Source organism: Paenibacillus sp. NPDC057967, assembly GCF_042887015.1.
Taxonomy (GTDB): domain Bacteria; phylum Bacillota; class Bacilli; order Paenibacillales; family Paenibacillaceae; genus Pristimantibacillus.
Map to the genome: position 1 here is coordinate 213,349 of NZ_JBHVQB010000005.1, position 22,788 is coordinate 236,136.

Here is a 22,788-nt window from a genome sequence, read left to right on the forward strand (position 1 = left end):
TTGGGAGGCATTTGGAAATGAGTTTATTGAACAAGACAAGAACGCTGAACCGGCTGCTCCAGCGAGCGGCCGGCAAAGCTCTCAGCTTCAGAGAAATGGCTGAGGTGCTATGCTCTACCGTGCAAAGCAACGTATTCGTCGTAAGCCGCAAAGGCAAAATTTTGGGTTCAGCAGCCGTGGACGTGTATGATCATGATTTTATCCGTAATCTTACGGGGGACGAGCTTCGCTTCTCGCCAGAGACGAATGCCAGCTTCCTGGAGACAGGAGAATCGATGACTAACGTCAAGCCTGAGCCAGACATGTTCCAGTCGCTGACACGCCTGGGTGACCAGGAAATAATGACAGTAGTACCTATTATTGGTGGCGGTGACCGGCTTGGCACGCTTGTGCTGACTAGGCCATCAGGCTCATTTAATGATGATGACTTGGTTCTTGCCGAATATGGGTCGACGATCGTTGGAATGGAGATTTTGCGTGAGCGCGCTGATGAGATTGAGCAGGAGGTTCGCAGCCGCGCCGTTGTCTCTGTTGCGGTAGGATCATTGTCCTTCAGCGAACTTGAGGCCGTTGAGCATATCTTTGAAGAGCTGGACGGGAAGGAAGGTCTGCTGGTCGCATCAAAGATTGCAGACCGCGTTGGCATTACACGTTCCGTGATCGTCAATGCGCTGCGTAAGCTGGAGAGTGCAGGCGTCATTGAGACGAGATCACTCGGGATGAAGGGGACCTATATCCGGATTTTGAACCATCAGCTGCTGCAAGAGCTCGAAAAGATAAAATCATAGGACCTAGTCCGATTTAACCATGGAAGCCCTATCTTTTAATCAAAGATAGGGCTATTTTCTTATTGTAATAATTTAGGGAATTGATGAAGATATTCGTGTCAGCAATAATCGACAGATTTATCTCATTTTTTTAATGTTTTTATGTCGAATGAAGAAGGAATGAAGATTATTCTGTTGAATAGGTAACTTAAGATTTCTATAGCGAAAGTGGTGAAACTACATGAAATTGTTGAATGGCGCAGCATTTCAACGGATGGAGGCTGCGGCATATGCTGCAGAAATCAGGCAGCGCGTCATCTCGAACAATATTGCTAACGCCGAGACGCCGCATTTCAAACGATCAGAGCTAGTATTCGAGCAATTGCTAGAGGAAACGATGGGGCCAGAACGTAAATTGGCGGGTCGAAGCAGTGACAGCAGACATATTCCGATCGGCTCGAACGCTTCCAGATTGCCAGTTGCTGAGGTCGTAACCGACGAATCGACTACCATGAACAACAATAAGAACAACGTCGACCCTGATCGTGAGATGTCACTTCTTGCCAAGAACCAACTGAGCTATTATTTGTATACCCAGCAAATTAATCATGATCTGAAAATGATGCGTACCGCAATAGAAGGGAGGGGCTAGACGATGAAATTGTCAACGGGATTTGATGTAAGCGCATCGGCGCTAACGGCGCAGCGCATGCGGATGGATGTCATCTCCTCCAATATTGCCAATGCCGAGACAACACGCGGAAGCTTCGTTAACGGAAAGTTCGAACCGTATAAGCGAAAGCTGGTCGTGTTGGAACCGAATGGGCAATCATTTTCGAATGTCCTTGCCAATGAGATGGGGCGCAGTGGAACTGCTCAAGGGGTAAAGGTAAGCCGCATTCAAGAAGACCAGACGCCAAACAAGCTGGTATACAATCCAACTCACCCCGATGCAGATGAAAGTGGTTATGTACATATGCCTAATGTTGACGTAGCAAAGGAAATGGTAGATATGATTGCAGCATCGAGAGCCTATGAGGCGAACGTGACAGCGATCAACGCCACAAAGTCGATGTTTATGAAGGCGCTCGAGATCGGAAGAGGTTAAAAACGATAGAAGACCGGAGGAATATGATGATTCAATCGATGTCATTGGGCCCGGTGGCCCCAGCTAAAATGGTACAGACCAAGCCGATTGAGCAAGCGACTCCGGCTGAGTTGACACAGAGTTTTGGTCAATACCTGCAGACAGCGCTTGAGAGTGTCAGCGCTCAGGAGAAAAATGTCCACAAGCTAAATGATCAGTATTTGGTTGGTCAGGTTGACGTTACGCAAGTGCTTCTGGCGTCAGAACAAGCACATCTCAGTTTGCAGTTTACCTCACAAGTCCGCAACAAGGTTGTTGAGGCATATCAAGAAATTATGCGGATGCAAATTTAATCGTACTTTTTTCCTAGCAAAGTATTTGGGTGAGGTGACAATGTGAACGAGAGATTCGCCCAATATCGCGAACGGCTCAAGCTGTTCTGGAGCCAGATGGGCAAAAAACAAAAAATATGGTTGGGGGCATCTATTAGCGGATTGTTGTTGGCGGTCATCCTGCTGACAATTGTGTTCACGAGAACGGAATATGAGCTTGCGTTCCAAAATCTGGATGCGACAGATTCAGCAGCGGTTATGAGCTATCTGGACGCTAGCAGTATTCCTTACAAGCTTGAAGCCAATGGCACTAGCATCTTAGTACCAAGCAATATCGCATCCCGAGTGAAAGTGGATGCAGGCTCTCAAGGCTTGGTGCAGAATGGTTCTATCGGTTTTGAAATTTTCAGCTCTAATTCGTCTAAGCTTGGCACGACGGAAAATGAATTTAATGTTCTTTACCAGAATGCGCTGAATGGCGAAGTTCAGAAATTGCTTAACGGACTGCAAGGAGTTGAGAGCTCCAAGGTGCTAATCAACTCGCCAGAAGAAAGCGTGTTTTTAAGACCGGAAGACGCAACCAAAGCATCGGCTGCGATCGTCATGCAATTCAAGCCGGGATACAGACCGAATCAAAAAGAAATCGACGGCTATTACAATTTGGTGAGAGCTACAGTCGCGGATCTTGCGATCAAGGATATCACGATTTCTTCCAAGCAGCATGGCGAACTGGTTTCCACTGAGGCAGGTGGAGTCGGAACAGGGAGTACGGACCTGGTTGAGTTGCAGTTCCAGATTCAAAGCAAATACGAGTCGGATCTTAAGAAGAATATCCAGGAGTTCCTTGGTCGTATTGTAGGCACCGACAATCTGGTGGTCAGTATCTCCAGCAGCATGAACTTTGATAAGAAGCTGACACAGGAGAGCCTGGTTAGACCTTTGCAAAATAATAACAACAACGGCATTGTTCTGAGTGAAGAGTTGAACAGCTCGTCTTCAACGGGATCTTCCGCGCAAGCGGGTGGAGTAGCAGGGACGGGCGAGACAGATATACCGGGTTATGAAGCGGCGGGACAAGGCAGCAATTCGTCGGAATCAAACTCGCAAGTTCGGAATTATGAATTTGATCGTATCAATAACAATATCGAATCTGGGCCTTTTGTCCTAAAAGACTTGTCCATCAGTATTGGTGTTGAAGCAGCGCAGCTTAACGACGAGGATTCTAGAGCGGCAATTACCAATTACTTGACTACTTTGGTTCGCTCCCAGCTCGCTGATTCGGGACAGGATGTTAATGATGACGCTCTAATCAACAAAAAAGTTTCGCTTATCGCAAGAAATTTTGCGGAAAGTGCCACGGCAACTCAAACAAGCGGTCTTTCCATGCCTTGGGCAATCGGCATCGGCGTTGCTGCGCTGGCCATTATCGGCGGACTCGTCGTTATGCTCACACGCAGACGGAAACAGGCGCAAGTTGAGGAAGTGGAGATGGCTGCTGCTCCTTCTAAAATGGAGTATCCGACACTTGATTTTGAAAGTGTCAATAACGACAGCCAAGCACGTAAAAATCTTGAAACACTCGCCAAACGCAAGCCTGACGAATTCGTCAACCTCCTTCGCACCTGGCTTGTGGATGAATAGAGGTGCTGTAATTGTCTAAACCAACGCAAGGCTTATCGGGACGCCAGAAGGCGGCAATTTTGTTAATTACACTAGGTCCTGAAGTGTCGGCGCAAATCTTCAAGCACCTGCGAGATGAAGAGATCGAACAGCTTACTCTTGAAATTGCGAATGTACGGAAAGTCGACAGCCATGATCGAGAGCTGATCCTGAGTGAATTTCATCAGATCTGTCTGGCGCAGGAATATATATCGCAAGGCGGCATTACGTATGCCAAAGATATTTTGGAAAAGGCGCTTGGCGAAGCGAAAGCTCTGGAAGTTATCAATCGTCTGACGGCAACGCTTCAAGTACGGCCGTTTGACTTCGCTAGAAAAGCGGAGCCGACGCAAATCCTGAACTTTATTCAAAATGAAAACTCGCAAACGATCGCACTCGTGTTATCGTATCTGCAATCCGAGCAGTCATCGCAAATTCTGTCTTCCTTGCCGCAAGACAAGCAGGCAGATGTTGCAAGAAGAATTGCGCTTATGGATAGCACATCACCGGAAGTTATCTCTCATGTTGAGCGGGTGCTGGAGCAAAAACTATCGGCGACGGTTACACAGGACTATACGAATGCGGGCGGTATTGATTCAATCGTACAAATATTGAACGGCGTAGACCGCGGTACGGAACGGACCATTCTCGATGCGCTTGAGATTCAAGATCCGGAGCTGGCGGAAGAAATCAAAAAACGGATGTTCGTATTCGAAGATATCGTCAATATCGACAACCGTTCCATCCAGCGCATCATCCGGGATATCGAAAACGCAGATTTGCAGCTTGCGCTCAAGGTGGCAAGCGAAGAAGTTCGCGAAGCGATCTTCCGCAATATGTCCAAGCGTATGGCCGAGACGTTCAAGGAAGAAATGGAATTCATGGGTCCTGTGCGGCTGCGTGACGTGGAAGAAGCCCAAACCCGAATCGTGGCTACGATTCGCAGGTTAGAAGAATCGGGTGAAATCATCATCGCACGCGGCGGAGGAGATGATATCATTGTCTAATTTGATTAAATCTTCCAGTGTTATTCCGTTGGATCAACTGAAGCAGCTGAAATGGCTCAATCCTTACCAGGAGCCAGAACGCTCCGATATGGACATGGAGCCGCTCGCGGAACCGGGTCCAGACGAAGAAACGGTGATGCTCCGGGATCAGATTTTGGAGGATGCCGAAACATTTGCCGAAAATCGACTTCAGGAAACCGAGCAGGAATGCGAGAAGATGCTCGCTGACGCACAAGCCCAGATCGATGTATGGTGGCTCGAAAAACGGGAGGCAGACGAGCTTGCCTCTACAGAAGCCAGGACATCCGGCTATGAGCAAGGTTACGCTGAAGGGAAAACAGCATCCGAGGCGCAATTGCGCCAAAACTGGGAATCCAAAATTTCGGAAGCAGCTGAAGTGCTACAGCACGCTTACGCTTCACGAGAACAGATCATTCAAGAGGCAGAGCCGTTCCTGGTGGAGCTTAGCTGTGCTATAGCCGAGAAGATTATCGGTCAGCAGCTGTCGCTAACACCGGATGTAACGATTGATATGATTCGCCGCTCATTATCCCGCAGACGGGAGCAAGGTGTAATTACGCTTTGTGTAGCTCCTTCACAGCTGACATTCGTTCAAGCTGCCCGCGAAGAGCTCCATGCGTCGATTGATTCTCAAGCGGAGCTTCAGATCTTGCCGGACTCTTCGGTCAAGGATAACGGTTGTGTCATACGCTCCGCTTACGGCAGCATTGACGCAAGAATTGATACCCAATTGTCGGAGATTAAACGCGAGCTGATCGCGCTTGCCCATCAGAACGATGAAAGAGGACATGCGGATGAACGCGAGTGATCTGGACGCACTGAAGTATCTCGAACACCTTAGACCGCTTGACCCGGTTCGAGTGAATGGCAAGGTGACGCAGGTTATCGGACTGACCGTTGAATCGGAAGGGCCGGACGCGAGCATCGGCGATCTATGTTATATCTATCCGTCGAAAAGCGCTAAACCGCTGAAAGCGGAAGTGGTTGGCTTTCGAGACAACAAGGTTATCCTGATGCCTCTGGGCGATCTGCATTCCATTAGCCCGGGTTGCGATGTTGTCGGTACTGGCAAACCGCTTACCGTACAGGTAGGCTCCGAGCTGCTTGGCAAAGTGCTGGACGGGCTCGGTAATCCGCTCGACGGCTCGTACTTGCCTAGCCGGATGCATCACTATTCGACCCATAATGAGCCAAGCAATCCGCTCAGCCGCCCCCGGGTGACAGAGCCGCTAAGCATCGGCGTGCGGGCTATAGACGGACTGCTGACGGTCGGCCAAGGCCAACGGGTTGGCATTTTCGCAGGTTCCGGGGTCGGCAAGAGTACACTGCTAGGCATGATTGCCAGAAATACATCAGCGGATGTAAACGTCATTGCTCTTATCGGTGAACGCGGCCGCGAGGTGCTGGAGTTCATCGAGAAGGATCTGGGTCCGGAAGGGCTTGCAAGATCTGTGGTTATTGTAGCTACTTCCGATCAGCCCGCGTTGATCCGGATGAAAGGCGCGTTAATCGCAACGACCATTGCGGAATACTTCAGAGATCGCGGTCTGAACGTCATGCTGATGATGGATTCCGTTACTCGTTATGCGATGGCCCTGCGTGAAGTCGGACTCGCTATTGGCGAACCTCCCGCTACAAGAGGTTATACGCCGTCCGTATTCGCCGCACTGCCCAAGCTGCTGGAACGTGCTGGGACGGGACCGGCAGGTTCGATTACCGCATTCTACACAGTTCTGGTAGATGGCGATGATATGAATGAGCCGATTGCCGATGCGGTACGGGGCATTCTGGATGGACATATTGTGCTCAGCCGCCATTTGGCGCATAAGGGACATTTTCCCGCTATCGACGTACTGGCATCCGTCAGCCGCGTCATGAAGGAAATAGTGACCGAAGAGCAGCAGGATGCAGCTAATGATCTGAAGCGACTTCTTTCTATTTATAAGGATTCGGAAGACCTGATCAATATTGGGGCGTATCAACAAGGTTCCAACAAAGAAATTGATCTTGCTCTCGAATATATAGACGCCATTCATTCCTTTACGAGGCAAAAGACGAATGAAAAAGTGACGCTTAGCGAATCGCAGGAACGATTGGTGAACGAATTTCACAGGAGTTGAGTCATAGGTGGCTTCCTTTCATTATTCTTTTCAAAAAGTCGTTGATCTGAAGACAAGCCAAAAGACCCAACAGGAATGGATGTTATCAAGTGCGTTGGGAGCTCTGTCAGCAGAGGAGAAGTCGCTGCATGAGCTTGAGGAGACGAAGCTTGAATGGGAAGAGCGGCTTCAAGCGGCTTCGCAACGTGCTGTGCCGCTTGCGGAATTGCAGATTATTGGTCAATATCTGGATTACCTGCAGACTTGTATTGAGAGCAAGCTGCTGGATGTGAAGAAGGCAGAGCGGGTCGTCGAGCAGAACCGCTCGAAGCTGGCGGACAGAATGAAAGATGAGAAAGTGTGGCTCAAAGCAAAAGACCATGCCATGGATCGCTTCCGGCAAGCGCTGCAGCTCAAGGAGCAGAATGAGCTGGATGAAATGGCAACTGTCCGCTTTATCATGCCAACCCCATAAGTGAAGCGTAACACCGGCTAGAGGAGTGAGTGGAATTGGCGGATAAAGAAGTAGAAAAACAAGGCTACAACGCATTTGAACGATTGATGTTCATGTTAATACCCATCCTGTTTGTCATCGTGCTGCTTGGCGTGCTCTATGCGATGTTCGATTCAAACTTCCGCAATCGTGCGCTGGAATTCGGACAATCCATTCCTATTGTCAAAAATGTGTTGCCTGAACCACAGGTGACCGGAGGCTCTATGGATGACAGTCAGATCCGCTCCATTAAAATGATGGAGAAGATCGAAGAGCTTGAGACGGAGCTTGCCTCCGTCAAGCAGGAATTGGCTGTTGCAAATGGGGAAAAAGGCGCTCAAACAGATGCGGTTCAGGATTTGCAGTCGGAGAACGCGCTTCTGAAGCAGCAGACCGAAGACAAGAGGTTGGAAGACGAGGAATATGCGGCCAAGATTACGGAACTCGCCAGCATGTTCTCGAAGATGACGCCTAGCAAGGCCGCTCCAATCGTACAGAACATGACGACAGATGAGATCGTATTGCTGTTCTCCTCCATGAGACCGGATGACCGGGTGCGCATTATGGAGAAGATGGATCCGCGCATTGCGGCTGAGGCTACTATGAAGCTGAAGGACAGTCAAAATGCGAAGGACATGCAGATTGCCGCCTTGCAAGCCCGTCTGGACAAAACGGAGAAGGCGGAAGAGAAGCCGGTATCGGCTACGCTTAATCAGGAACAGCTTAATGCGACCTTTACCTCAATGGATGCGAAGAGCGCAGGAGAGATGCTTATCAAAATGATGGAAATCAGCCCTAGCAAAGTGATCCGGATTTTGAATTCAGTAGAAGATGCGGCACGATCCGCCATTTTAACGGAAATGTCCAAAGCGGATAAAACAGCGACGGCGAATATCATGACGAAGCTAATGTCCGGCACATAAGGGTAATGAGCTCCTTCCAGACACTATTGAACGGGAAAGGAGGTGAATACATATGGAAATGATTATTCCAGGCATGGCCGTTACAGGACAAGCATCCGCGATCAGCGGAACAGCAACGACGAAAACAGGTACAGGAGCGGAAGGCAGCTTTAAGCAAGCGCTTGTACAGCAAATCGTCGGAGAGTCGACTCCATCGGGCACGTCCACACAACAAGCGGGACTTCTTGGCATCGTTACGTCCCAGAATACAGTTGTGTCATTAAATGCTGATGAATCAGCGGTCTCAACTGAAGAGCTAATGTCGCTAATTGATGGACTGATGGACAAGTTGGATGCTGTAACCGAGAATGAAGGTGCAGATCCGGACAGCACGCTCGGTCAACTGCAGTCGATGCTGTACGCGCTACAGGCTTTGCTTGCACTTCTCGGTATACCTGCACCACGTACACCGCATATCGCTTTGGATACAGACCAATCCACTGCCTTGAACCAAACGGCTTTTGCAATGAATCAAGCGAAATCTAGTTTGCAGGATGGATTGATTCAACTTCAAGGGTTGCTGCAACAGGGTTCGCTGAAACTAGTCCAAGGCCAAGAGCCGAATGCACTTATTAGCACTCAATTGCAGTCACTTGCTACAGCGCTGATGAGTGAAGGTTCTAGTCAGGAGACGAAATCTGTGAAAACGGAGACGGCATTACCTTCTTGGTTAATATCAGAACCAACAGCCACGAAGGATTCGAGCGCATTGTTGCAACGTTTATCTCAGCAGGCAGTACATCCATCCGTATTGAATGCATTGGCTTCTTTAAATGAAGGCAGAATGGAAACAGCAGCAACAGCAGGGTTAGATGGTCTTGTGGTTGATTCGGATTCTGACATTCAGCTGCCAATCGTTGGACCAAACAATATTCGGGAATATGGCGCACTGTTGACGAGATCTTCCACGCCTACCGCTTTTGTACTGGCGGATAATTTTGCGGACACAATGAATGGATTAATTGTTCAGAAGTTCGATATTCGAGTATTAGACGGTCTGACGGAAGCTAAGCTTAAGTTGTTCCCGGAGCAATTAGGTCAAGTTGACGTTCGCATCTCTATGCAAAACGGTGTGCTGACAGCGATGTTCCAAACGGATACTTCGAAAGCCAAGGATCTTTTGGAAAACCAGATGGCTCAACTAAGAGCAGCACTACAAGCGCAAGGTCTGAACGTCGAAAAACTTGAAGTAACCCAAAGTCCGGCTTCAATGGAGCTGTCGCAGCAACATGGTGGACAAGGCCAACAAGGAAGACAGACATTTGATAACCGTCATGGCGTCGGTGAAGACGAAAATGTGACAGATACTGCATTTGAGTCTGAACTGGTAGAACAAGCGGCGATACAAGGTCTGGGTTATGGGCGTGCTATTAACGAGATGGCTTAATAACCATACACGGGAACAACAAGGCCTACAGATCGGAGGTGAACAGTAGTGGCGAATAGTATACCGACAAATGTAGTCTGGCCGAACTACGATAAGGTTAATGTGCAGGCTGCAGCCAAACGTCAGCCCTCAGACACGCTTGGTAAAGATCAGTTTCTTTCCATTCTTGTCGCTCAGCTACGGAACCAGGATCCGATGCAACCGATGCAGGACAGAGATTTCATTGCTCAGATGGCTCAGTTCACATCCGTTGAGCAATTAATGAATATGTCGGGCGAATTAGCATTGATGCGCCAAAGCATTGGATCGGCATCTAGTCTGATTGGCAAATGGGTTCAGTGGTATGAATATGATGAAGCTGGTCAGGTAACAACTTCAACCGGGCAAGTTGATTCTATCCTTTCTAAGGATGGTATTCTTTACTCCAAAATCGGCAATAAGGAAGTTGCACTGGATTATCTGGTATCTATTTCAGAGAAACAACCACAGGAAAACGGGAACGAAGAGGGTTCAGATGAGGTGGAGACACCATGAGCGATAGTATAAAGATTGGACATTTATATCCGCTTAGAACGACGCCTCTGCAGATTGATAAATCATCAAGAGCTCTGCAAGGTAAATCTACTTCATCCACCGAATTTCACGATTTACTGGAGTCGCAGGTTTTAAAATTCAGTCATCATGCCGAAGTTCGTATGGAACAGCGGGGAATTACTCTCCAGCCTGAGTCTCTCACTAAAATTATGCGTGCTGTAGACGACGCTGCCTCAAAGGGAGCTAAGGATTCACTCATCGTATTCAAAGACATTGCAATGATCGTGAATGTTCCAAGCAGAACCGTTGTTACGGCAATGGATGGAAAGCAAATGCAAAGCAATGTGTTTACGCAGATTGACAGCGCCATTATCTTGTCATGAAGAAGGCTGGACCTAAATAGGAAGCCTTAGGCTGCGGATCGACTGAAGCAGTCTCGAGTCAAATACAACTCATTGGAGGAATTAAGCATGTTGAGATCCATGTATTCAGGCGTTTCCGGTATGAGAGGATTTCAAACCAAGCTCGATGTCATCGGCAATAACATCGCGAACGTAAACACGGTTGGATTTAAAGCCGGTCGCGTGATGTTCCAGGACATTCTGAGCCAAACGGTATCAGGCGTTACCGCTCCTGAAGAAGGAGAGCGTGGCGGTGTAAATGCGAAGCAGATTGGCCTTGGAGTATCCATCGGATCGATTGATACGATCCATACGGCGGGCAGTGCGATGACGACAAATCAGGCGACTGATGTTCGTATTGACGGCGACGGATTTTTCGTCGTATCGGCAGGAGATGGAGCCGAAATGCTGCTAACGCGTGCGGGAAACTTTACACTCGACGCTGCAAGACAACTCGTAACGGCTGACGGTTTGTTCGTTCTTGGTCAAGACGGAGCGCCAATCGTACTGGATGAAGAAATTACCGCATTCAGCATTAGCCAAGACGGAACAGTCCTTGGTGTGACGGTAGATGGACAGGTGGAAGTGGCTCAGTTAGGGATTGCCAAGGTTGTCAATCCAAGCGGCCTTGAGAAGCTTGGCGGCAACCTGTATCGAATGACGGTCAACGCGAATCCGGACGGCGAGTTCGAGCTGTTGGCTGCCAATGACCCTGAATTCGGAACTGGCGCTATTATCTCTGGTCAGCTGGAAATGTCCAACGTCGACTTGACGGCTGAATTCACCGAAATGATCGTTGCACAGCGTGGATTCCAGGCCAACTCCAGAATCATTACGACTTCGGATGAGATTTTGCAGGAAGTCGTTAACCTGAAACGTTAATCGATAATATAGGAATGAACTAAGCGGGAGGCTACCAGCCTCCCCTACATAAGAGGGGGGTAGCTGATGATTACCGTAACGCGTTTAAACGGAACGAAAGTAACAATAAATGCACTTTTTATTGAATTGATTGAAGAGGCTGCTGATACGGTTATAACGCTTACGACCGGCAATAAGCTGGTTGTTAAAGAGAAGACTAGCGAGCTCATCGAGCTGAATCAGCAGTTTCTTCAAACAATTGGCCTCGTTGCAGCGGCCCAAAAGAGTGAATAACAGGAGGGTCCTTCGACATGAAAAAAATGTTGCCTTGGTTAATAACCATTTTGCTATCCATTACGCTCATCGCAATCGTGGCCATATTTTTGTTCAACTCGCTGACTAAAGATCCGTCAGATGCAGAGGCGGCGAAAAAGCCTGTGAAGATCGAAGTATTGTCGGCGAAAGAACGCGTGGAGGTAACATCAGAGCTTAAGGATTTCCGTCGCAACCTAGCGGATTCCAAAAATGTTGTCATTGTTAGCTTTGCATTCCAACTGGATTCCAAGAAGACAAAAGAAGACTTCGACAAAGTGCTGGAGATCGAGATTAAGCCAATCATTAGCCGGACACTTGCAGATATGACGGCAGAAGACCTTAACGGATCTGTTGGCGAAGACGCGCTGGAAGCGAAGCTGCTGAACTTGATTAACCCTGTCATGCCGAAAGGCAAGCTGGTGAAAGTAGAAATTACAAACATTATGGTCGCAAGAATGTAAATCCATCAGTAGCGAGATTCCTCGAAGGGGGTGAGAGAAGTGGTTGATGTTTTATCGCAGAACGAAATTGACGCGCTGCTCGCTGCGTTGTCCTCAGGTGAAATGGATGCTGAGGATTTAAAGAAGGAAGAAATTTCGCGCAAGGTTAGTGTATATGACTTCAAGCGTGCCGTTCGTTTCTCGAAGGATCATATCCGAAGCTTGACACGCATTCACGAAAACTTCGCGCGATATTTGACAACTTATTTCTCGGCGCAGCTTCGCACGTTTGTTCAGATTAACGTCGTTGACGTAGAACAATTGCCTTATGACGAGTTTATCCGCTCCATTCCGAAGATGACGATATTGAATATTTTCGAAGCTGAGCCGCTCGAGGGACGCATGGTGCTGGAGGTTCATCCGAACGTCGCCTACGCTATGCTGGATCGCATGTTAGGCGGACAAGGAATTGCGCCATCAAAGATCAACAATCTGACTGAAATTGAGACGACCATTATGGAGCGCATCTTCGCAAGAACGTTCGACAGCTTGCAGGAAGCGTGGAAGACGGTTATCGATATCTCGCCAAGACTCGAAGCGCTGGAGACGAATCCGCAGTTCATGCAGATCGTATCTCCAAACGAAACGATTGCGCTTATTTCATTCAGCACCAAAATCGGCGATACTACGGGCATGATCAATCTTTGTATCCCGCATGTCGTGCTGGAACCGATTATGCCAAGATTGTCCGTCCATCACTGGTTTGTATCGCAGAAGAAGGAACGGATTCCGGAAGAGGTTGAAATTCTTGAACAACGCGTGAATAAAGCCAAGCTGCCAATCGTAGCGGAGCTGGGAGAAACCTCGATAACGATCCATGAGTTTTTGAACCTGGGGATCGGCGATGTGCTAACGCTCAATAAATCAGTCGATGAAGGTCTGAAAATAAAAGTTGGTGAGAAGTTGAAATTTATCGGCAGCCCTGGCTCGATTCGAGACAAGATGGCTGTTCAGGTGGAAGAGATTGTGAGCGAAGGAGCGGAAGAAGATTATGATGAGTAAGGATTATTTGTCACAAGAGGAGATTGACGCGTTACTTCGTCAATCCTCTAACGAACCAGATGACGTACTGGCTCCATCGAATGAAGTACAGCTTTCCGATTACCTGTCCTCTATGGAGCAAGATGCTTTGGGCGAGATCGGCAACATTACATTCGGCAGCGCTGCTACTGCACTGTCAACCTTGTTGGGAAAAAAAGTAGACATTACAACGCCGCAAGTGACGCTGGTCAGACGCGAAGAGCTCGGCGATATTTTTCCTAAGCCTCATGTTGCGGTAAGCGTTCAATATGTTGACGGATTTGAAGGCATCAATTCCCTGGTCATTCGTACGAAAGATGCACAAGTTATCGCCGATCTTATGTTGGGCGGGGAAGGACAAGTAACAGCTGAGGAACTGAATGAAATTCATATCAGCGCTGTCCAGGAAGCGATGAATCAGATGATGGGCTCGTCCGCGACATCGATGTCTACCATCTTTAATCGATTTGTCAACATTTCGCCTCCAGGCATTGATATTCTGGATGTCAATAACGGAGACGGTATGAATCACTTGCCGCCAGTTGACGTATTTATCAAAATTTCATTCCATCTTACGATTGGAGACTTGATCGATTCGACCATTATGCAGTTGCTTCCGGTTTCCTTCGCAAAGCAGATGGTTTCGACCCTGATGGGAACGACGGAAGAGCCGTTAACGCCGTCCGATGCGCCTGCAACCCAGCACATTGCTGCGGCAGCGGAACAACAAGCAGCGGTGCAGCAGACGGCTGCTGCCAGTGTGCCCGCGCCTCCGCCCGCGATGACGCATCAAGCGCCGCCACAGCCTGCTGGGCAGCCAGCAGCGGCTTACGATCCGTATGGTGCGCCTCCAGCCGGATTCGCCCAAAGCGCAAGTCGCAATGTGAATGTTCAGCCCGTACAATTCGCGAATTTCAGCCAGCCACCATATGCGCCGACTGACGGAACGAATTTGAATTTATTGCTCGACATTCCGCTGAAGGTCACTGTAGAATTAGGAAGGACCCAGAAGCAAATTAAGGATATTCTGGAGTTGTCGCAAGGCTCTATCATCGAATTGGACAAGCTGGCAGGCGAACCGGTTGACATTCTGGTCAATAACAAACTTATCGCCAAAGGTGAAGTCGTTGTTATCGATGAGAACTTCGGCGTTCGTGTTACAGATATCGTAAGCCAATGGGACCGCATTCAAAAATTACAATAACATCCTAGGAGGAAATGAAGATGGCAAACCGCATTCTTATCGTAGATGATGCTGCTTTCATGCGCATGATGATTCGCGATATCTTGTCTAAAAATGGTTACGAGGTAGTAGGTGAGGCCCAAGACGGCGCACAAGCTATTGAGAAATACAAGGAACTGAAGCCTGACTTGATCACCATGGATATTACAATGCCTGAGATGGACGGAATTTCCGCCCTGAAGGAAATTAAAAAGATGGATGGCAACGCTAAAGTCATCATGTGTTCCGCAATGGGACAACAAGCGATGGTCATTGACGCCATCCAAGCAGGTGCCAAAGACTTTATCGTCAAGCCTTTCCAAGCTGATCGCGTAATCGAAGCTATCAAGAAAACACTCGGCTAACGGCGTTTCTTATGGGGAAATCAAGAATGCGCGCGGCGATCCTTACCATCATCGGGCTTTCGACTTTGCCAACAATCGCTGCTGCTGGCTCCAGCGGCAGCAACTCCGATATCGAGCAACCCATAGATATCGCTAACACAAGCCCAGGCGAGCTGCTGGGCAATATGGTTTGGGTTATGGTGGCGCTTGCCATCGTCATCACGCTAATCATTCTGGTTATCAAGTGGCTGTCGAGACGCAACCAGCTCTGGGGAGCCAATCGCTCGATGCGATCTTTAGGCGGCATAGCGCTTGGTCAGAATAGCTCGATCCAGGTCGTGGAGATCGGCGGCCGGGTATACATCGTTGGAGTTGGCCAGCAGATTACGCTGATAGACAAGTTTTTGGATGCTGAAGAAGCTGCCGAGCTTATCGCGTCTTTGGACAACCAGTCGAACACTGCCTGGTCCCCAAAGGATTTGACAAATATGGTGAAGCAATGGCGGAATCGGCATTCAGCACAGCCGGAACCGGGGAAAGAGCAATGGAATTCTTCTTCCTCGTCCTTCGAGCAGATGCTGCAAAACAAGCTGAATAAGCAATCTGACCGCAAACAGCAGCTTGAGGACATGCTGCAAGACCAAAACAAGAATGAACGGTTGATGGAACATGAGAAATAAGAGGTGGCTTTCTTTTACGGCTATCCTGCTGCTGTCCCTCCTCATACATACTCAAGCGTTTGCAGAGCCGCTGCCCGATATCTCCATAAATATCGGAGGCAGTCAAGGGGAACAGCCGGGAACAAGCGCTCTGTCGCTTCTGCTGCTCATTACCGTACTAAGCATTGCACCGGCTATCATGGTGCTTATGACGAGTTTTACCCGAATAGTTGTTGTACTTGGATTTGTACGTACTTCATTAGGCACACAGCAGATGCCGCCTAATCAAGTATTGATTGGACTGGCGTTGTTTCTTACGTTGTTCATTATGGCTCCGACATTTGGGCAAGTGAATGAAGTGGCTTTACAGCCTTACCTGAAGGGAGAAATCTCTCAGACAGAGGCATTTGATAAAGCAGCTGTGCCTATGAAAAAATTTATGTTCTCTCATACGAGGGAAAAAGACTTGCTTCTATTTATGAATTATACGAAAACGGAAAAGCCTGAATCCTTTGAGGATATACCCCTCACGGTACTCATTCCCGCTTATGCAATCAGTGAATTGAAGACAGCGTTCCAGATGGGCTTTATGATCTTTATCCCTTTCCTCGTCATTGATATGATCGTAGCCAGTACGCTTATGGCGATGGGGATGATGATGCTACCGCCGATTATGATATCATTACCGTTTAAGCTGTTGCTTTTCGTATTGGTAGATGGCTGGTATCTGATCGTGAAGTCGCTGTTGCTTAGTTTCAATACATGATGAAAGCTGGAGGGAAAAAGGATGAGTGCTGACTTTGTCATCGGATTGGCGGGCGAAGCTGTCTTTACGGTATTGAAAGCCAGCGCTCCGATGCTTGTTCTTGCATTGGTTGTGGGATTGTTAATAAGCGTATTCCAAGCGACTACGCAGATCCAGGAGCAGACGCTCGCTTTTGTTCCGAAGATTGTTGCCGTCTTTATATCTATTATCGTATTTGGACCGTGGATTCTGAATACGGTTGTCGATTTCACTTACCGTCTACTGAACAATCTTCATCACTATATCGGTTAGGTTGTGGGTGAATGAATGCGATCGTACAAGGCTTTCCTATTTTTTTGCTAATATTTTGTCGAATCACAGCGTTTTTCGTCGTTGCACCTATATTTTCTTCGAGAGGCGTGCCGAATACCTTTAAGATCGGATTAGGTTTTTTTATCTCTTTTATCGTATTTTTGTCCTATGGGATGAGCCAGACCATGGTTCCGGACACTGCTGAGTATGTCGTATTAATTTTAAGAGAAATTTTGATAGGCCTCATGATCGGTTTTATCGTCTATCTATTTTTCGCGGTGGTTCAGACAGCAGGTGCCTTTATGGATATGCAGATCGGATTTGCGATGGCAAACGTCGTTGATCCGCATACTGGGGTTTCTGCTCCGCTTCTCGGTAACTTCAAGTACATGCTGATGCTCGTTGTTTTTCTAATGATGAACGGCCATCATCATTTGTTGGCTGGACTAATGAACAGTTACCAATGGATGCCGCTGGACAACGAATTATTTGGTAGATTAATGAACGGAAGCGTGACGGATTACTTGGTGCGGGTATTCAGCAATACCTTTCTATTGGCCATACAGGTTGCAGCTCCTCTTGTTGTCGCCATGTTTTTAACGGATCTAGGGCTTGGATTCCTGACGAAAACAGCACCACAATTCAACGTTTTCGTTATTGGCATTCCGCTCAAAATTATTATCGGGATTTTCCTGCTTCTTCTTTTGATGCCCGGTCTTGCTTTCCTGTTCGATAAGCTGTTTACGATTATGTTTCAGTCACTTGAAGGATTGTTCGGTATCGTGCAGGGTCCGCCTGCAGGGCAATAGGAGGCATTCTTAGTGCGACACTATCGTTTAACGCTAGATTTGCAATTGTTCAATCAAGAGAAAACAGAAAAAGCAACACCCAAAAAACGCGAGGAATCCAGGAACAAAGGTCAGGTCGCTAAGTCAACTGACCTGCCTGGGGCTTTCATTCTTCTGTTCGCTTTTGCTTCATTTCTTATGTTAGGCAATTATTATAAGTCACATATCAACCAACTTTTTGGAGGTTTATTCCACAATTGGCTAACGATGGAGGTAACCACTGCGAATATGATGGAATTGTTTCTAAATGTTACGAAACAATGCCTGTTCATGTTGCTTCCTATTTTCGCCATCGTTATGGTGATCGGTATCGCAGGTAATGTGATTCAATTTGGTTTTTTGCTGACAGGTGAACCGCTGAAAATGAAGCTGAATAAGCTGAATCCAATTGAAGGCTTTAAACGAATTTTCTCCATGCGCAGTTTAGTAGAGTTTCTCAAGAGTATACTTAAAGTTAGTATTATTGGCATATTAGTCTATTCGACAATTGTACGGGAATGGGACAAGCTGCTGACATTATCAATGCAATCCCTGGAAACAATCTTTTCGTTTACAGCAAGTTTGACCATAAAGTTAGGAATTGAAATTGGTGCTGTACTAGCCGTACTGGCATTCCTTGATTATCTTTATCAAAGGTATGAACACGAGAAAAGCATTAAAATGTCAAAGCAAGATATTAAGGATGAATATAAGAAAACAGAGGGTGATCCTCTCATCAAAGGGCGTATTCGCGAGAGACAGCGCAAAATGGCGCTGCAGCGGATGATGCAGGATGTCCCCAAAGCCGACGTCGTCATTACGAACCCGACACACTTTGCCATCGCTTTGAAATATGATGCCTCCAAGATGGAAGCGCCGACCGTATTGGCCAAAGGGATGGATCACGTGGCCTTGCGGATCAAAGAGATCGCCAAGGAGAACGGCGTCATCACGATGGAAAACAAGCCGCTAGCCAGAGCGCTGTACGAGCGGGCCGAGATCGGGGATGTCATTCCTGCGGACCTGTTCCAGGCTGTGGCCGAGGTATTGGCTTACGTATATAAGATGAAGGGACGCTAGTTGCGGTTCCTGATCTCACAAAAGCTAGGGAGGAGGAAGACATCATGAAAGTTAAAGATTTGTTCATTATTCTCGGAATTATCGGAATCGTACTCATGATGATTATCCCGATCCCGATCTTCCTCATCGACTTGCTGCTTATTTTGAATATTTCGATTGCATTAACGATATTGTTGGTTGCCATGAATACGAGAGAAGCGCTCGACTTCTCCATTTTTCCGGCAATCTTACTGATTACAACACTCTTCCGTCTTGCGCTAAGCGTTTCGACAACCCGAAGTATTCTCCAGAATGCCGAAGCGGGCGAGGTTATCGCCACCTTCGGGAGTTGGGTGGGCGGCGGCGAGGTCGTAATCGGTTTTATTGTCTTCCTTATCCTCGTTGTCGTACAGTTTATCGTTATCACAAAAGGTTCAGAGCGCGTGGCCGAGGTTGCGGCGAGATTTACACTCGACGCGATGCCCGGCAAGCAGATGAGTATCGACGCGGATTTGAACTCTGGTCTGATCAATGAGCAGCAAGCTCGGGAGCGTCGTTCGAAGATTGAGAGAGAAGCCGACTTCTATGGAGCGATGGACGGCGCGAGCAAATTCGTAAAAGGCGATGCGATCGCCACCATCATTATATTAATCATCAACCTTATTGGCGGTTTCATCGTTGGTATGGCTATGCATGGCATGGCGTTCGGTGAAGCGCTGGAGACGTTTTCCATCCTGACGATTGGTGACGGCTTGGTCGCCCAAATTCCAGCACTCCTGATCTCCACAGCTGCAGGTCTGATCGTAACACGAGCGGCATCAGAGGGAAATCTGTCTGAAGATGTTACATCCCAACTGTTCAAGTATCCGAAGATGCTCTACATCGCCGCTGGAACAATTGCGGTTCTAGGTTTGACACCAATCGGCATTCTAAGCACTTGGCCATTCTCAATTATCTTAGCTGTCGGAGCCTACGTCATGCAGAAGAAGCAGGATAAGCAGCTGGAGCAAGACGAATTGCTGGTGGAAGAGCAGCAAATTGAGGAAGTTCGCAGTCCCGAAAGTGTCATCAGCTTGCTTCAAGTGGATCCGATTGAATTCGAATTCGGATATGGCTTGATCCCGCTTGCGGATACGCAACAGGGCGGCGACTTGCTTGACCGTATTATTATGATACGCAGGCAGTGCGCGCTTGAGCTTGGATTGGTTGTACCGGTCATACGTATCCGCGACAACATCCAGCTTAAGCCAAATGAATATGTGATCAAAATTAAAGGGAACACAGTCGCTCGCGGGGACTTGCTTCTGAATCATTATCTAGCGATGAGCCCGGGTTTCGAGGATGATTCTGTCGTAGGTATCGAAACGACTGAACCTGCATTCGGATTGCCGGCTATTTGGATCGACGAAGCGATGAAGGAGCGCGCGGAGCTGTCGGGTTACACCGTTGTTGACCCGCCATCTGTCGTAGCCACTCATCTTACCGAGATCATTAAGCGCCACGCCCATGAGCTGATTGGCCGTCAGGAAGCGAAGATGCTGGTTGAGAACGTTAAGGAATCGTATCCGGCGCTTATCGACGAGTTGATTCCGTCAATCCTCACCATAGGCGATGTGCAGAAAGTGCTGGCGAAGCTGCTTAAGGAAAAAATCTCGATCCGGGATTTGGTCACCATCTTTGAGACGCTGGCCGATCACGGCCACTATACGAAGGACCCCGATATTCTGACGGAATATGTGCGGCAAGCACTATCTCGCCAAATTACACAGCAGTTCTCTCCTGGTGGAGACACACTGCGTGTCATTACGGTAGGTCCGCAGCTTGAGAAGCGAATTGCAGAGTCAGTGCAGCAGACCGATCAGGGAAGCTATATTGCTCTTGACCCGGTATCTACTCAGCAAATCTATCAGAAGCTTAACGAGCATGTAAGCAGGCAGATCCAATCAGGTCAACAGCCGATCGTACTGGCTTCGCCTACGATTCGGATGTACTTGAGACAAATTATTGAACGAACCATGCAGGAAGTGCCGGTATTGTCTTATAGCGAGCTAGAGCCGAATATTGAAATTCAGAGTGTAGGGGTGGTTAATTTATGAGAGTAAAGCGGTACGTCGTGAATGCTCTCCCCGAAGCAGTGTCTATGATTCGTATGGATCTTGGCAAAGACGCGGTCATTCTGGATACAAAGGAAATTAAGGTCGGCGGATTTATGGGCATGTTCCGCAAGAAACGGATGGAAGTGATAGCAGCTGTAGAGACTGGCGCTTCGAAGCAAGGGGAGCTGCCGCAGCGCAAGCCGTCACCGGAAGTGAATGCGGTCGTCGAGCAAATTCTGCAGACCGCTCAGCGTTCTGGAGCGGCTGCGGCGGTCATGGAGCCACCGCAGCCTCAGCCGGAACCAACGATCTCGGATAAGCGAATGGAGCGCGAGCAGTTTATTATTAACGAGATTCGAGATTTGCGAGAGTACATGGTGAAGCTATCCCGTCACCAAAGTGAGCTCCATACCTTGTCCGAACCGATGATCGCGTTGAAAGAACGATTGTTTGAGCAAGAGCTGGACGAAGAATGGTCGGACAAGCTGATTGAGGCCCTGCGTGAATCCGAGCAGAGCGCGGAACGAGTCTACGACCGCACAGAGGTTTGGAACGAATCCAAGCGAATTTTGGTAGAGTGGATTCGGCCATACAGCAACGCCGAGATTAGCAGAGAAGCGCGTGTGGTGCATTTTGTAGGTCCGACAGGAGTCGGCAAAACCACGACGATCGCAAAGCTGGCGGCGGAGCAAACGATTAAGCGGGGTAGAAATGTCGGGTTTATTACTTCGGATACGTACCGGATTGCAGCAGTCGATCAGCTTAGAACGTATGCGAATATTTTGAATGTACCGCTGGAGGTCGTGTTTTCTCCGATGGATCTGCCCAAAGCTTACAAGGCTCTGTCCGAACGGGATTTGATCTTGATGGATACGGCGGGTCGCAATTTCCGAAGTGAGCTTCATGTATCCGAAGTCATTAGTCTCCTGCAGTCCAGTGAGCCGAATGAGACGGTGCTTGTGCTCAGCCTGACGGGCAAAACAACGGATATGGCGATAATCGCCGAGCGCTTCTCCAAATTCGGCATTCAAAAAGTGTTATTTACGAAGCTTGATGAAACGACGGTATACGGAGCCATTATGAATCTGGTTCTAAAATATGGCTTGTATCCTACACACCTGGCTAGCGGACAGAACGTGCCCGATGATATCGAGCGGTTCAAAGCCGGCAGCTATGTAGACCTGCTGCTTGGAGACGCTGAACATGAATGATCAAGCCGAAGCATTGCGACATATGGTCAGACAGCAAGATCATCGCATGGATCGGAAGGAAACACGAGTCGTTACGGTTACAAGCGGCAAGGGCGGAGTCGGAAAGTCAAACTTTAGCCTGAACTTCGCCTTAGCGCTGCAAAGGCTGGGCAAAAAAGTGCTTTTGTTCGACGCCGATATCGGGATGGCCAACATTGATGTGCTGATGGGACAATCCTCGGCTTACAGTCTCTATCATCTCTTGAAGCAAGAGAAGACGATTTGGGATATTGTATGCACCGGGCCGGAAGGACTGCACTACATCGCAGGAGGCTCGGGCTTCAAGGACTTGCTGGAATTGTCGGAAGATCAGCTTGCCAGATTTGGAGCTGAGGTAGAGAAGCTTCATGGCGAATACGACGTCATTCTATTCGATACGGGAGCGGGCTTGTCCAAGGAAACCGTCAAATTCATTACAGCAGCGCAAGAAACGATTGTCGTTACGACGCCTGAGCCGACATCCCTGACAGACGCGTACGCATTGATCAAAATGGTGAAGTCCATGGATCAGAGTGTCGCGTTCAAGCTTATCGTCAACCGTGCTACCGATGAACGGGAAGGAAAAGCGACTGCACAAAAAATCAGTCTTGTCGCCAGCCGGTTTCTCCATTCCGATATTCCATCGCTAGGCATGATTCCAGACGACCCGCTTGTAACAAAGGCGGTGAAACGGCAAGTACCGTTTATGATCGCATATCCGGAGTGCGAATCAGCCGTTGCAGTAGGGCGAATAGCCAAAACGTTTTTGGACATGCCGTTAACCCGCAGGGATTCAAGCGGCGTCAAAGGATTTTTAACAAAATTGTTCAGACTCTCAAGATAATCCTTT

The 22,788-nt window shown here is 48.3% G+C and carries 27 protein-coding genes; all 27 read left to right on the plus strand.

The features are described 5' to 3' along the window. Positions 1–17 precede the first annotated feature (17 nt). The 27 genes from codY to ACFVSO_RS14725 all read left to right on the plus strand — a co-directional run bounded on the left by codY (position 18) and on the right by ACFVSO_RS14725 (position 22,782). The gene (gene codY, locus ACFVSO_RS14595) at positions 18–788 is read left to right on the plus strand and encodes a GTP-sensing pleiotropic transcriptional regulator CodY (protein ID WP_387474700.1); all 771 of its coding nucleotides are present in this window, start codon (positions 18–20) and stop codon (positions 786–788) included. A 220-nt stretch (positions 789–1,008) separates the two neighbouring features. Continuing rightward, positions 1,009–1,419 carry a flagellar basal body rod protein FlgB gene (gene flgB / locus ACFVSO_RS14600; protein ID WP_387474702.1) on the plus strand — a complete coding sequence of 137 codons (411 nt, stop codon included), beginning with the start codon at positions 1,009–1,011 and terminating at the stop codon, positions 1,417–1,419. A gap of 3 nt (positions 1,420–1,422) precedes the next feature. Next, complete coding sequence (flgC, locus tag ACFVSO_RS14605) at positions 1,423–1,875, plus strand: flagellar basal body rod protein FlgC (RefSeq protein WP_387474704.1); 453 nt, start codon at positions 1,423–1,425, stop codon at positions 1,873–1,875. A gap of 26 nt (positions 1,876–1,901) precedes the next feature. Next, on the plus strand, positions 1,902–2,207 hold the full coding sequence (fliE, locus tag ACFVSO_RS14610; protein WP_483875066.1) for a flagellar hook-basal body complex protein FliE: 306 nt from the start codon (positions 1,902–1,904) through the stop codon (positions 2,205–2,207). A gap of 42 nt (positions 2,208–2,249) precedes the next feature. Next, a complete protein-coding gene (gene fliF / locus ACFVSO_RS14615) occupies positions 2,250–3,827 on the plus strand; it encodes a flagellar basal-body MS-ring/collar protein FliF (protein ID WP_387474708.1) in 1,578 nt (525 codons plus the stop codon). 11 nt (positions 3,828–3,838) lie between these two features. Next, positions 3,839–4,852, plus strand: coding sequence for a flagellar motor switch protein FliG (gene fliG / locus ACFVSO_RS14620; protein ID WP_387474710.1), 1,014 nt, complete (start codon positions 3,839–3,841; stop codon positions 4,850–4,852). Then, complete coding sequence (locus ACFVSO_RS14625; protein WP_387474712.1) at positions 4,845–5,681, plus strand: FliH/SctL family protein; 837 nt, start codon at positions 4,845–4,847, stop codon at positions 5,679–5,681. The genes fliG and ACFVSO_RS14625 overlap by 8 nt, the downstream gene beginning before the upstream one ends. Continuing rightward, positions 5,668–6,993 carry a flagellar protein export ATPase FliI gene (gene fliI, locus ACFVSO_RS14630; protein WP_387474714.1) on the plus strand — a complete coding sequence of 442 codons (1,326 nt, stop codon included), beginning with the start codon at positions 5,668–5,670 and terminating at the stop codon, positions 6,991–6,993. Before ACFVSO_RS14625 ends, fliI begins: the two co-directional genes overlap by 14 nt. Positions 6,994–7,000: 7 nt before the next feature. Then, positions 7,001–7,447 carry a flagellar export protein FliJ gene (fliJ, locus tag ACFVSO_RS14635; RefSeq protein WP_387474716.1) on the plus strand — a complete coding sequence of 149 codons (447 nt, stop codon included), beginning with the start codon at positions 7,001–7,003 and terminating at the stop codon, positions 7,445–7,447. A 29-nt stretch (positions 7,448–7,476) separates the two neighbouring features. Continuing rightward, positions 7,477–8,388, plus strand: a complete 912-nt coding sequence (locus ACFVSO_RS14640; RefSeq protein WP_387474718.1) for a MotE family protein — start codon at positions 7,477–7,479, stop codon at positions 8,386–8,388. A 52-nt stretch (positions 8,389–8,440) separates the two neighbouring features. Continuing rightward, on the plus strand, positions 8,441–9,814 hold the full coding sequence (locus ACFVSO_RS14645; protein WP_387474720.1) for a flagellar hook-length control protein FliK: 1,374 nt from the start codon (positions 8,441–8,443) through the stop codon (positions 9,812–9,814). Between the two features lie 48 nt (positions 9,815–9,862). Next, positions 9,863–10,348 (plus strand): flagellar hook capping FlgD N-terminal domain-containing protein, encoded by a 486-nt coding sequence (locus tag ACFVSO_RS14650; RefSeq protein WP_387474722.1) that lies wholly within the window; start codon positions 9,863–9,865, stop codon positions 10,346–10,348. Continuing rightward, positions 10,345–10,731, plus strand: coding sequence for a TIGR02530 family flagellar biosynthesis protein (locus ACFVSO_RS14655; protein ID WP_387474724.1), 387 nt, complete (start codon positions 10,345–10,347; stop codon positions 10,729–10,731). Before ACFVSO_RS14650 ends, ACFVSO_RS14655 begins: the two co-directional genes overlap by 4 nt. Before the next feature lie 87 nt (positions 10,732–10,818). Next, complete coding sequence (flgG, locus tag ACFVSO_RS14660; protein WP_387474726.1) at positions 10,819–11,631, plus strand: flagellar basal body rod protein FlgG; 813 nt, start codon at positions 10,819–10,821, stop codon at positions 11,629–11,631. A gap of 66 nt (positions 11,632–11,697) precedes the next feature. Continuing rightward, the gene (locus ACFVSO_RS14665) at positions 11,698–11,904 is read left to right on the plus strand and encodes a flagellar FlbD family protein (protein WP_116043501.1); all 207 of its coding nucleotides are present in this window, start codon (positions 11,698–11,700) and stop codon (positions 11,902–11,904) included. Positions 11,905–11,921: 17 nt separating this feature from the next. Further along, complete coding sequence (locus tag ACFVSO_RS14670) at positions 11,922–12,386, plus strand: flagellar basal body-associated FliL family protein (protein ID WP_387474729.1); 465 nt, start codon at positions 11,922–11,924, stop codon at positions 12,384–12,386. Between the two features lie 39 nt (positions 12,387–12,425). Next, positions 12,426–13,427: a flagellar motor switch protein FliM gene (gene fliM, locus ACFVSO_RS14675; protein ID WP_387474731.1), complete on the plus strand. Its 1,002-nt coding sequence runs from the start codon at positions 12,426–12,428 to the stop codon at positions 13,425–13,427. Then, a complete protein-coding gene (fliY, locus tag ACFVSO_RS14680) occupies positions 13,417–14,649 on the plus strand; it encodes a flagellar motor switch phosphatase FliY (protein WP_387474733.1) in 1,233 nt (410 codons plus the stop codon). The genes fliM and fliY overlap by 11 nt, the downstream gene beginning before the upstream one ends. A 20-nt stretch (positions 14,650–14,669) precedes the next feature. Then, positions 14,670–15,032: a response regulator gene (locus ACFVSO_RS14685; RefSeq protein ID WP_387474735.1), complete on the plus strand. Its 363-nt coding sequence runs from the start codon at positions 14,670–14,672 to the stop codon at positions 15,030–15,032. Positions 15,033–15,058: 26 nt separating this feature from the next. Beyond that, complete coding sequence (locus ACFVSO_RS14690) at positions 15,059–15,691, plus strand: flagellar biosynthetic protein FliO (protein WP_387474737.1); 633 nt, start codon at positions 15,059–15,061, stop codon at positions 15,689–15,691. After that, positions 15,681–16,436, plus strand: a complete 756-nt coding sequence (gene fliP / locus ACFVSO_RS14695) for a flagellar type III secretion system pore protein FliP (RefSeq protein ID WP_387474740.1) — start codon at positions 15,681–15,683, stop codon at positions 16,434–16,436. Before ACFVSO_RS14690 ends, fliP begins: the two co-directional genes overlap by 11 nt. Before the next feature lie 21 nt (positions 16,437–16,457). Beyond that, the gene (fliQ, locus tag ACFVSO_RS14700) at positions 16,458–16,727 is read left to right on the plus strand and encodes a flagellar biosynthesis protein FliQ (RefSeq protein ID WP_387474742.1); all 270 of its coding nucleotides are present in this window, start codon (positions 16,458–16,460) and stop codon (positions 16,725–16,727) included. Between the two features lie 11 nt (positions 16,728–16,738). Continuing rightward, positions 16,739–17,536 (plus strand): flagellar biosynthetic protein FliR, encoded by a 798-nt coding sequence (gene fliR, locus ACFVSO_RS14705; RefSeq protein ID WP_387474744.1) that lies wholly within the window; start codon positions 16,739–16,741, stop codon positions 17,534–17,536. A gap of 12 nt (positions 17,537–17,548) precedes the next feature. Next, the gene (flhB, locus tag ACFVSO_RS14710; protein ID WP_387474746.1) at positions 17,549–18,634 is read left to right on the plus strand and encodes a flagellar biosynthesis protein FlhB; all 1,086 of its coding nucleotides are present in this window, start codon (positions 17,549–17,551) and stop codon (positions 18,632–18,634) included. Positions 18,635–18,678: 44 nt separating this feature from the next. Then, entirely contained in the window at positions 18,679–20,709 is a 2,031-nt protein-coding gene (gene flhA, locus ACFVSO_RS14715; protein ID WP_387474748.1) for a flagellar biosynthesis protein FlhA, read from the plus strand. After that, positions 20,706–21,920 carry a flagellar biosynthesis GTPase FlhF gene (flhF, locus tag ACFVSO_RS14720; protein WP_387474750.1) on the plus strand — a complete coding sequence of 405 codons (1,215 nt, stop codon included), beginning with the start codon at positions 20,706–20,708 and terminating at the stop codon, positions 21,918–21,920. The genes flhA and flhF overlap by 4 nt, the downstream gene beginning before the upstream one ends. After that, the gene (locus ACFVSO_RS14725) at positions 21,913–22,782 is read left to right on the plus strand and encodes a MinD/ParA family protein (protein ID WP_387474752.1); all 870 of its coding nucleotides are present in this window, start codon (positions 21,913–21,915) and stop codon (positions 22,780–22,782) included. The genes flhF and ACFVSO_RS14725 overlap by 8 nt, the downstream gene beginning before the upstream one ends. Positions 22,783–22,788: the final 6 nt, after the last annotated feature.

Excerpts from the sequence above, each read along its gene's own strand:
- ACFVSO_RS14655 (WP_387474724.1), top strand. The coding sequence starts at position 10,345 with ATGAGCGATAGTATAAAGATTGGACATTTATATCCGCTTAGAACGACG.
- ACFVSO_RS14670 (WP_387474729.1), top strand. The coding sequence starts at position 11,922 with ATGAAAAAAATGTTGCCTTGGTTAATAACCATTTTGCTATCCATTACG.
- fliY (WP_387474733.1), top strand. The coding sequence starts at position 13,417 with ATGATGAGTAAGGATTATTTGTCACAAGAGGAGATTGACGCGTTACTT.
- flgC (WP_387474704.1), top strand. The coding sequence starts at position 1,423 with ATGAAATTGTCAACGGGATTTGATGTAAGCGCATCGGCGCTAACGGCG.
- fliP (WP_387474740.1), top strand. The coding sequence starts at position 15,681 with ATGAGAAATAAGAGGTGGCTTTCTTTTACGGCTATCCTGCTGCTGTCC.
- flhA (WP_387474748.1), top strand. The coding sequence starts at position 18,679 with ATGAAAGTTAAAGATTTGTTCATTATTCTCGGAATTATCGGAATCGTA.
- ACFVSO_RS14665 (WP_116043501.1), top strand. The coding sequence starts at position 11,698 with ATGATTACCGTAACGCGTTTAAACGGAACGAAAGTAACAATAAATGCA.
- ACFVSO_RS14645 (WP_387474720.1), top strand. The coding sequence starts at position 8,441 with ATGGAAATGATTATTCCAGGCATGGCCGTTACAGGACAAGCATCCGCG.
- flgG (WP_387474726.1), top strand. The coding sequence starts at position 10,819 with ATGTTGAGATCCATGTATTCAGGCGTTTCCGGTATGAGAGGATTTCAA.
- fliI (WP_387474714.1), top strand. The coding sequence starts at position 5,668 with ATGAACGCGAGTGATCTGGACGCACTGAAGTATCTCGAACACCTTAGA.
- flhF (WP_387474750.1), top strand. The coding sequence starts at position 20,706 with ATGAGAGTAAAGCGGTACGTCGTGAATGCTCTCCCCGAAGCAGTGTCT.
- fliR (WP_387474744.1), top strand. The coding sequence starts at position 16,739 with ATGAATGCGATCGTACAAGGCTTTCCTATTTTTTTGCTAATATTTTGT.
- ACFVSO_RS14725 (WP_387474752.1), top strand. The coding sequence starts at position 21,913 with ATGAATGATCAAGCCGAAGCATTGCGACATATGGTCAGACAGCAAGAT.
- ACFVSO_RS14690 (WP_387474737.1), top strand. The coding sequence starts at position 15,059 with ATGCGCGCGGCGATCCTTACCATCATCGGGCTTTCGACTTTGCCAACA.
- fliQ (WP_387474742.1), top strand. The coding sequence starts at position 16,458 with ATGAGTGCTGACTTTGTCATCGGATTGGCGGGCGAAGCTGTCTTTACG.
- fliE (WP_483875066.1), top strand. The coding sequence starts at position 1,902 with ATGATTCAATCGATGTCATTGGGCCCGGTGGCCCCAGCTAAAATGGTA.
- ACFVSO_RS14685 (WP_387474735.1), top strand. The coding sequence starts at position 14,670 with ATGGCAAACCGCATTCTTATCGTAGATGATGCTGCTTTCATGCGCATG.
- flgB (WP_387474702.1), top strand. The coding sequence starts at position 1,009 with ATGAAATTGTTGAATGGCGCAGCATTTCAACGGATGGAGGCTGCGGCA.
- codY (WP_387474700.1), top strand. The coding sequence starts at position 18 with ATGAGTTTATTGAACAAGACAAGAACGCTGAACCGGCTGCTCCAGCGA.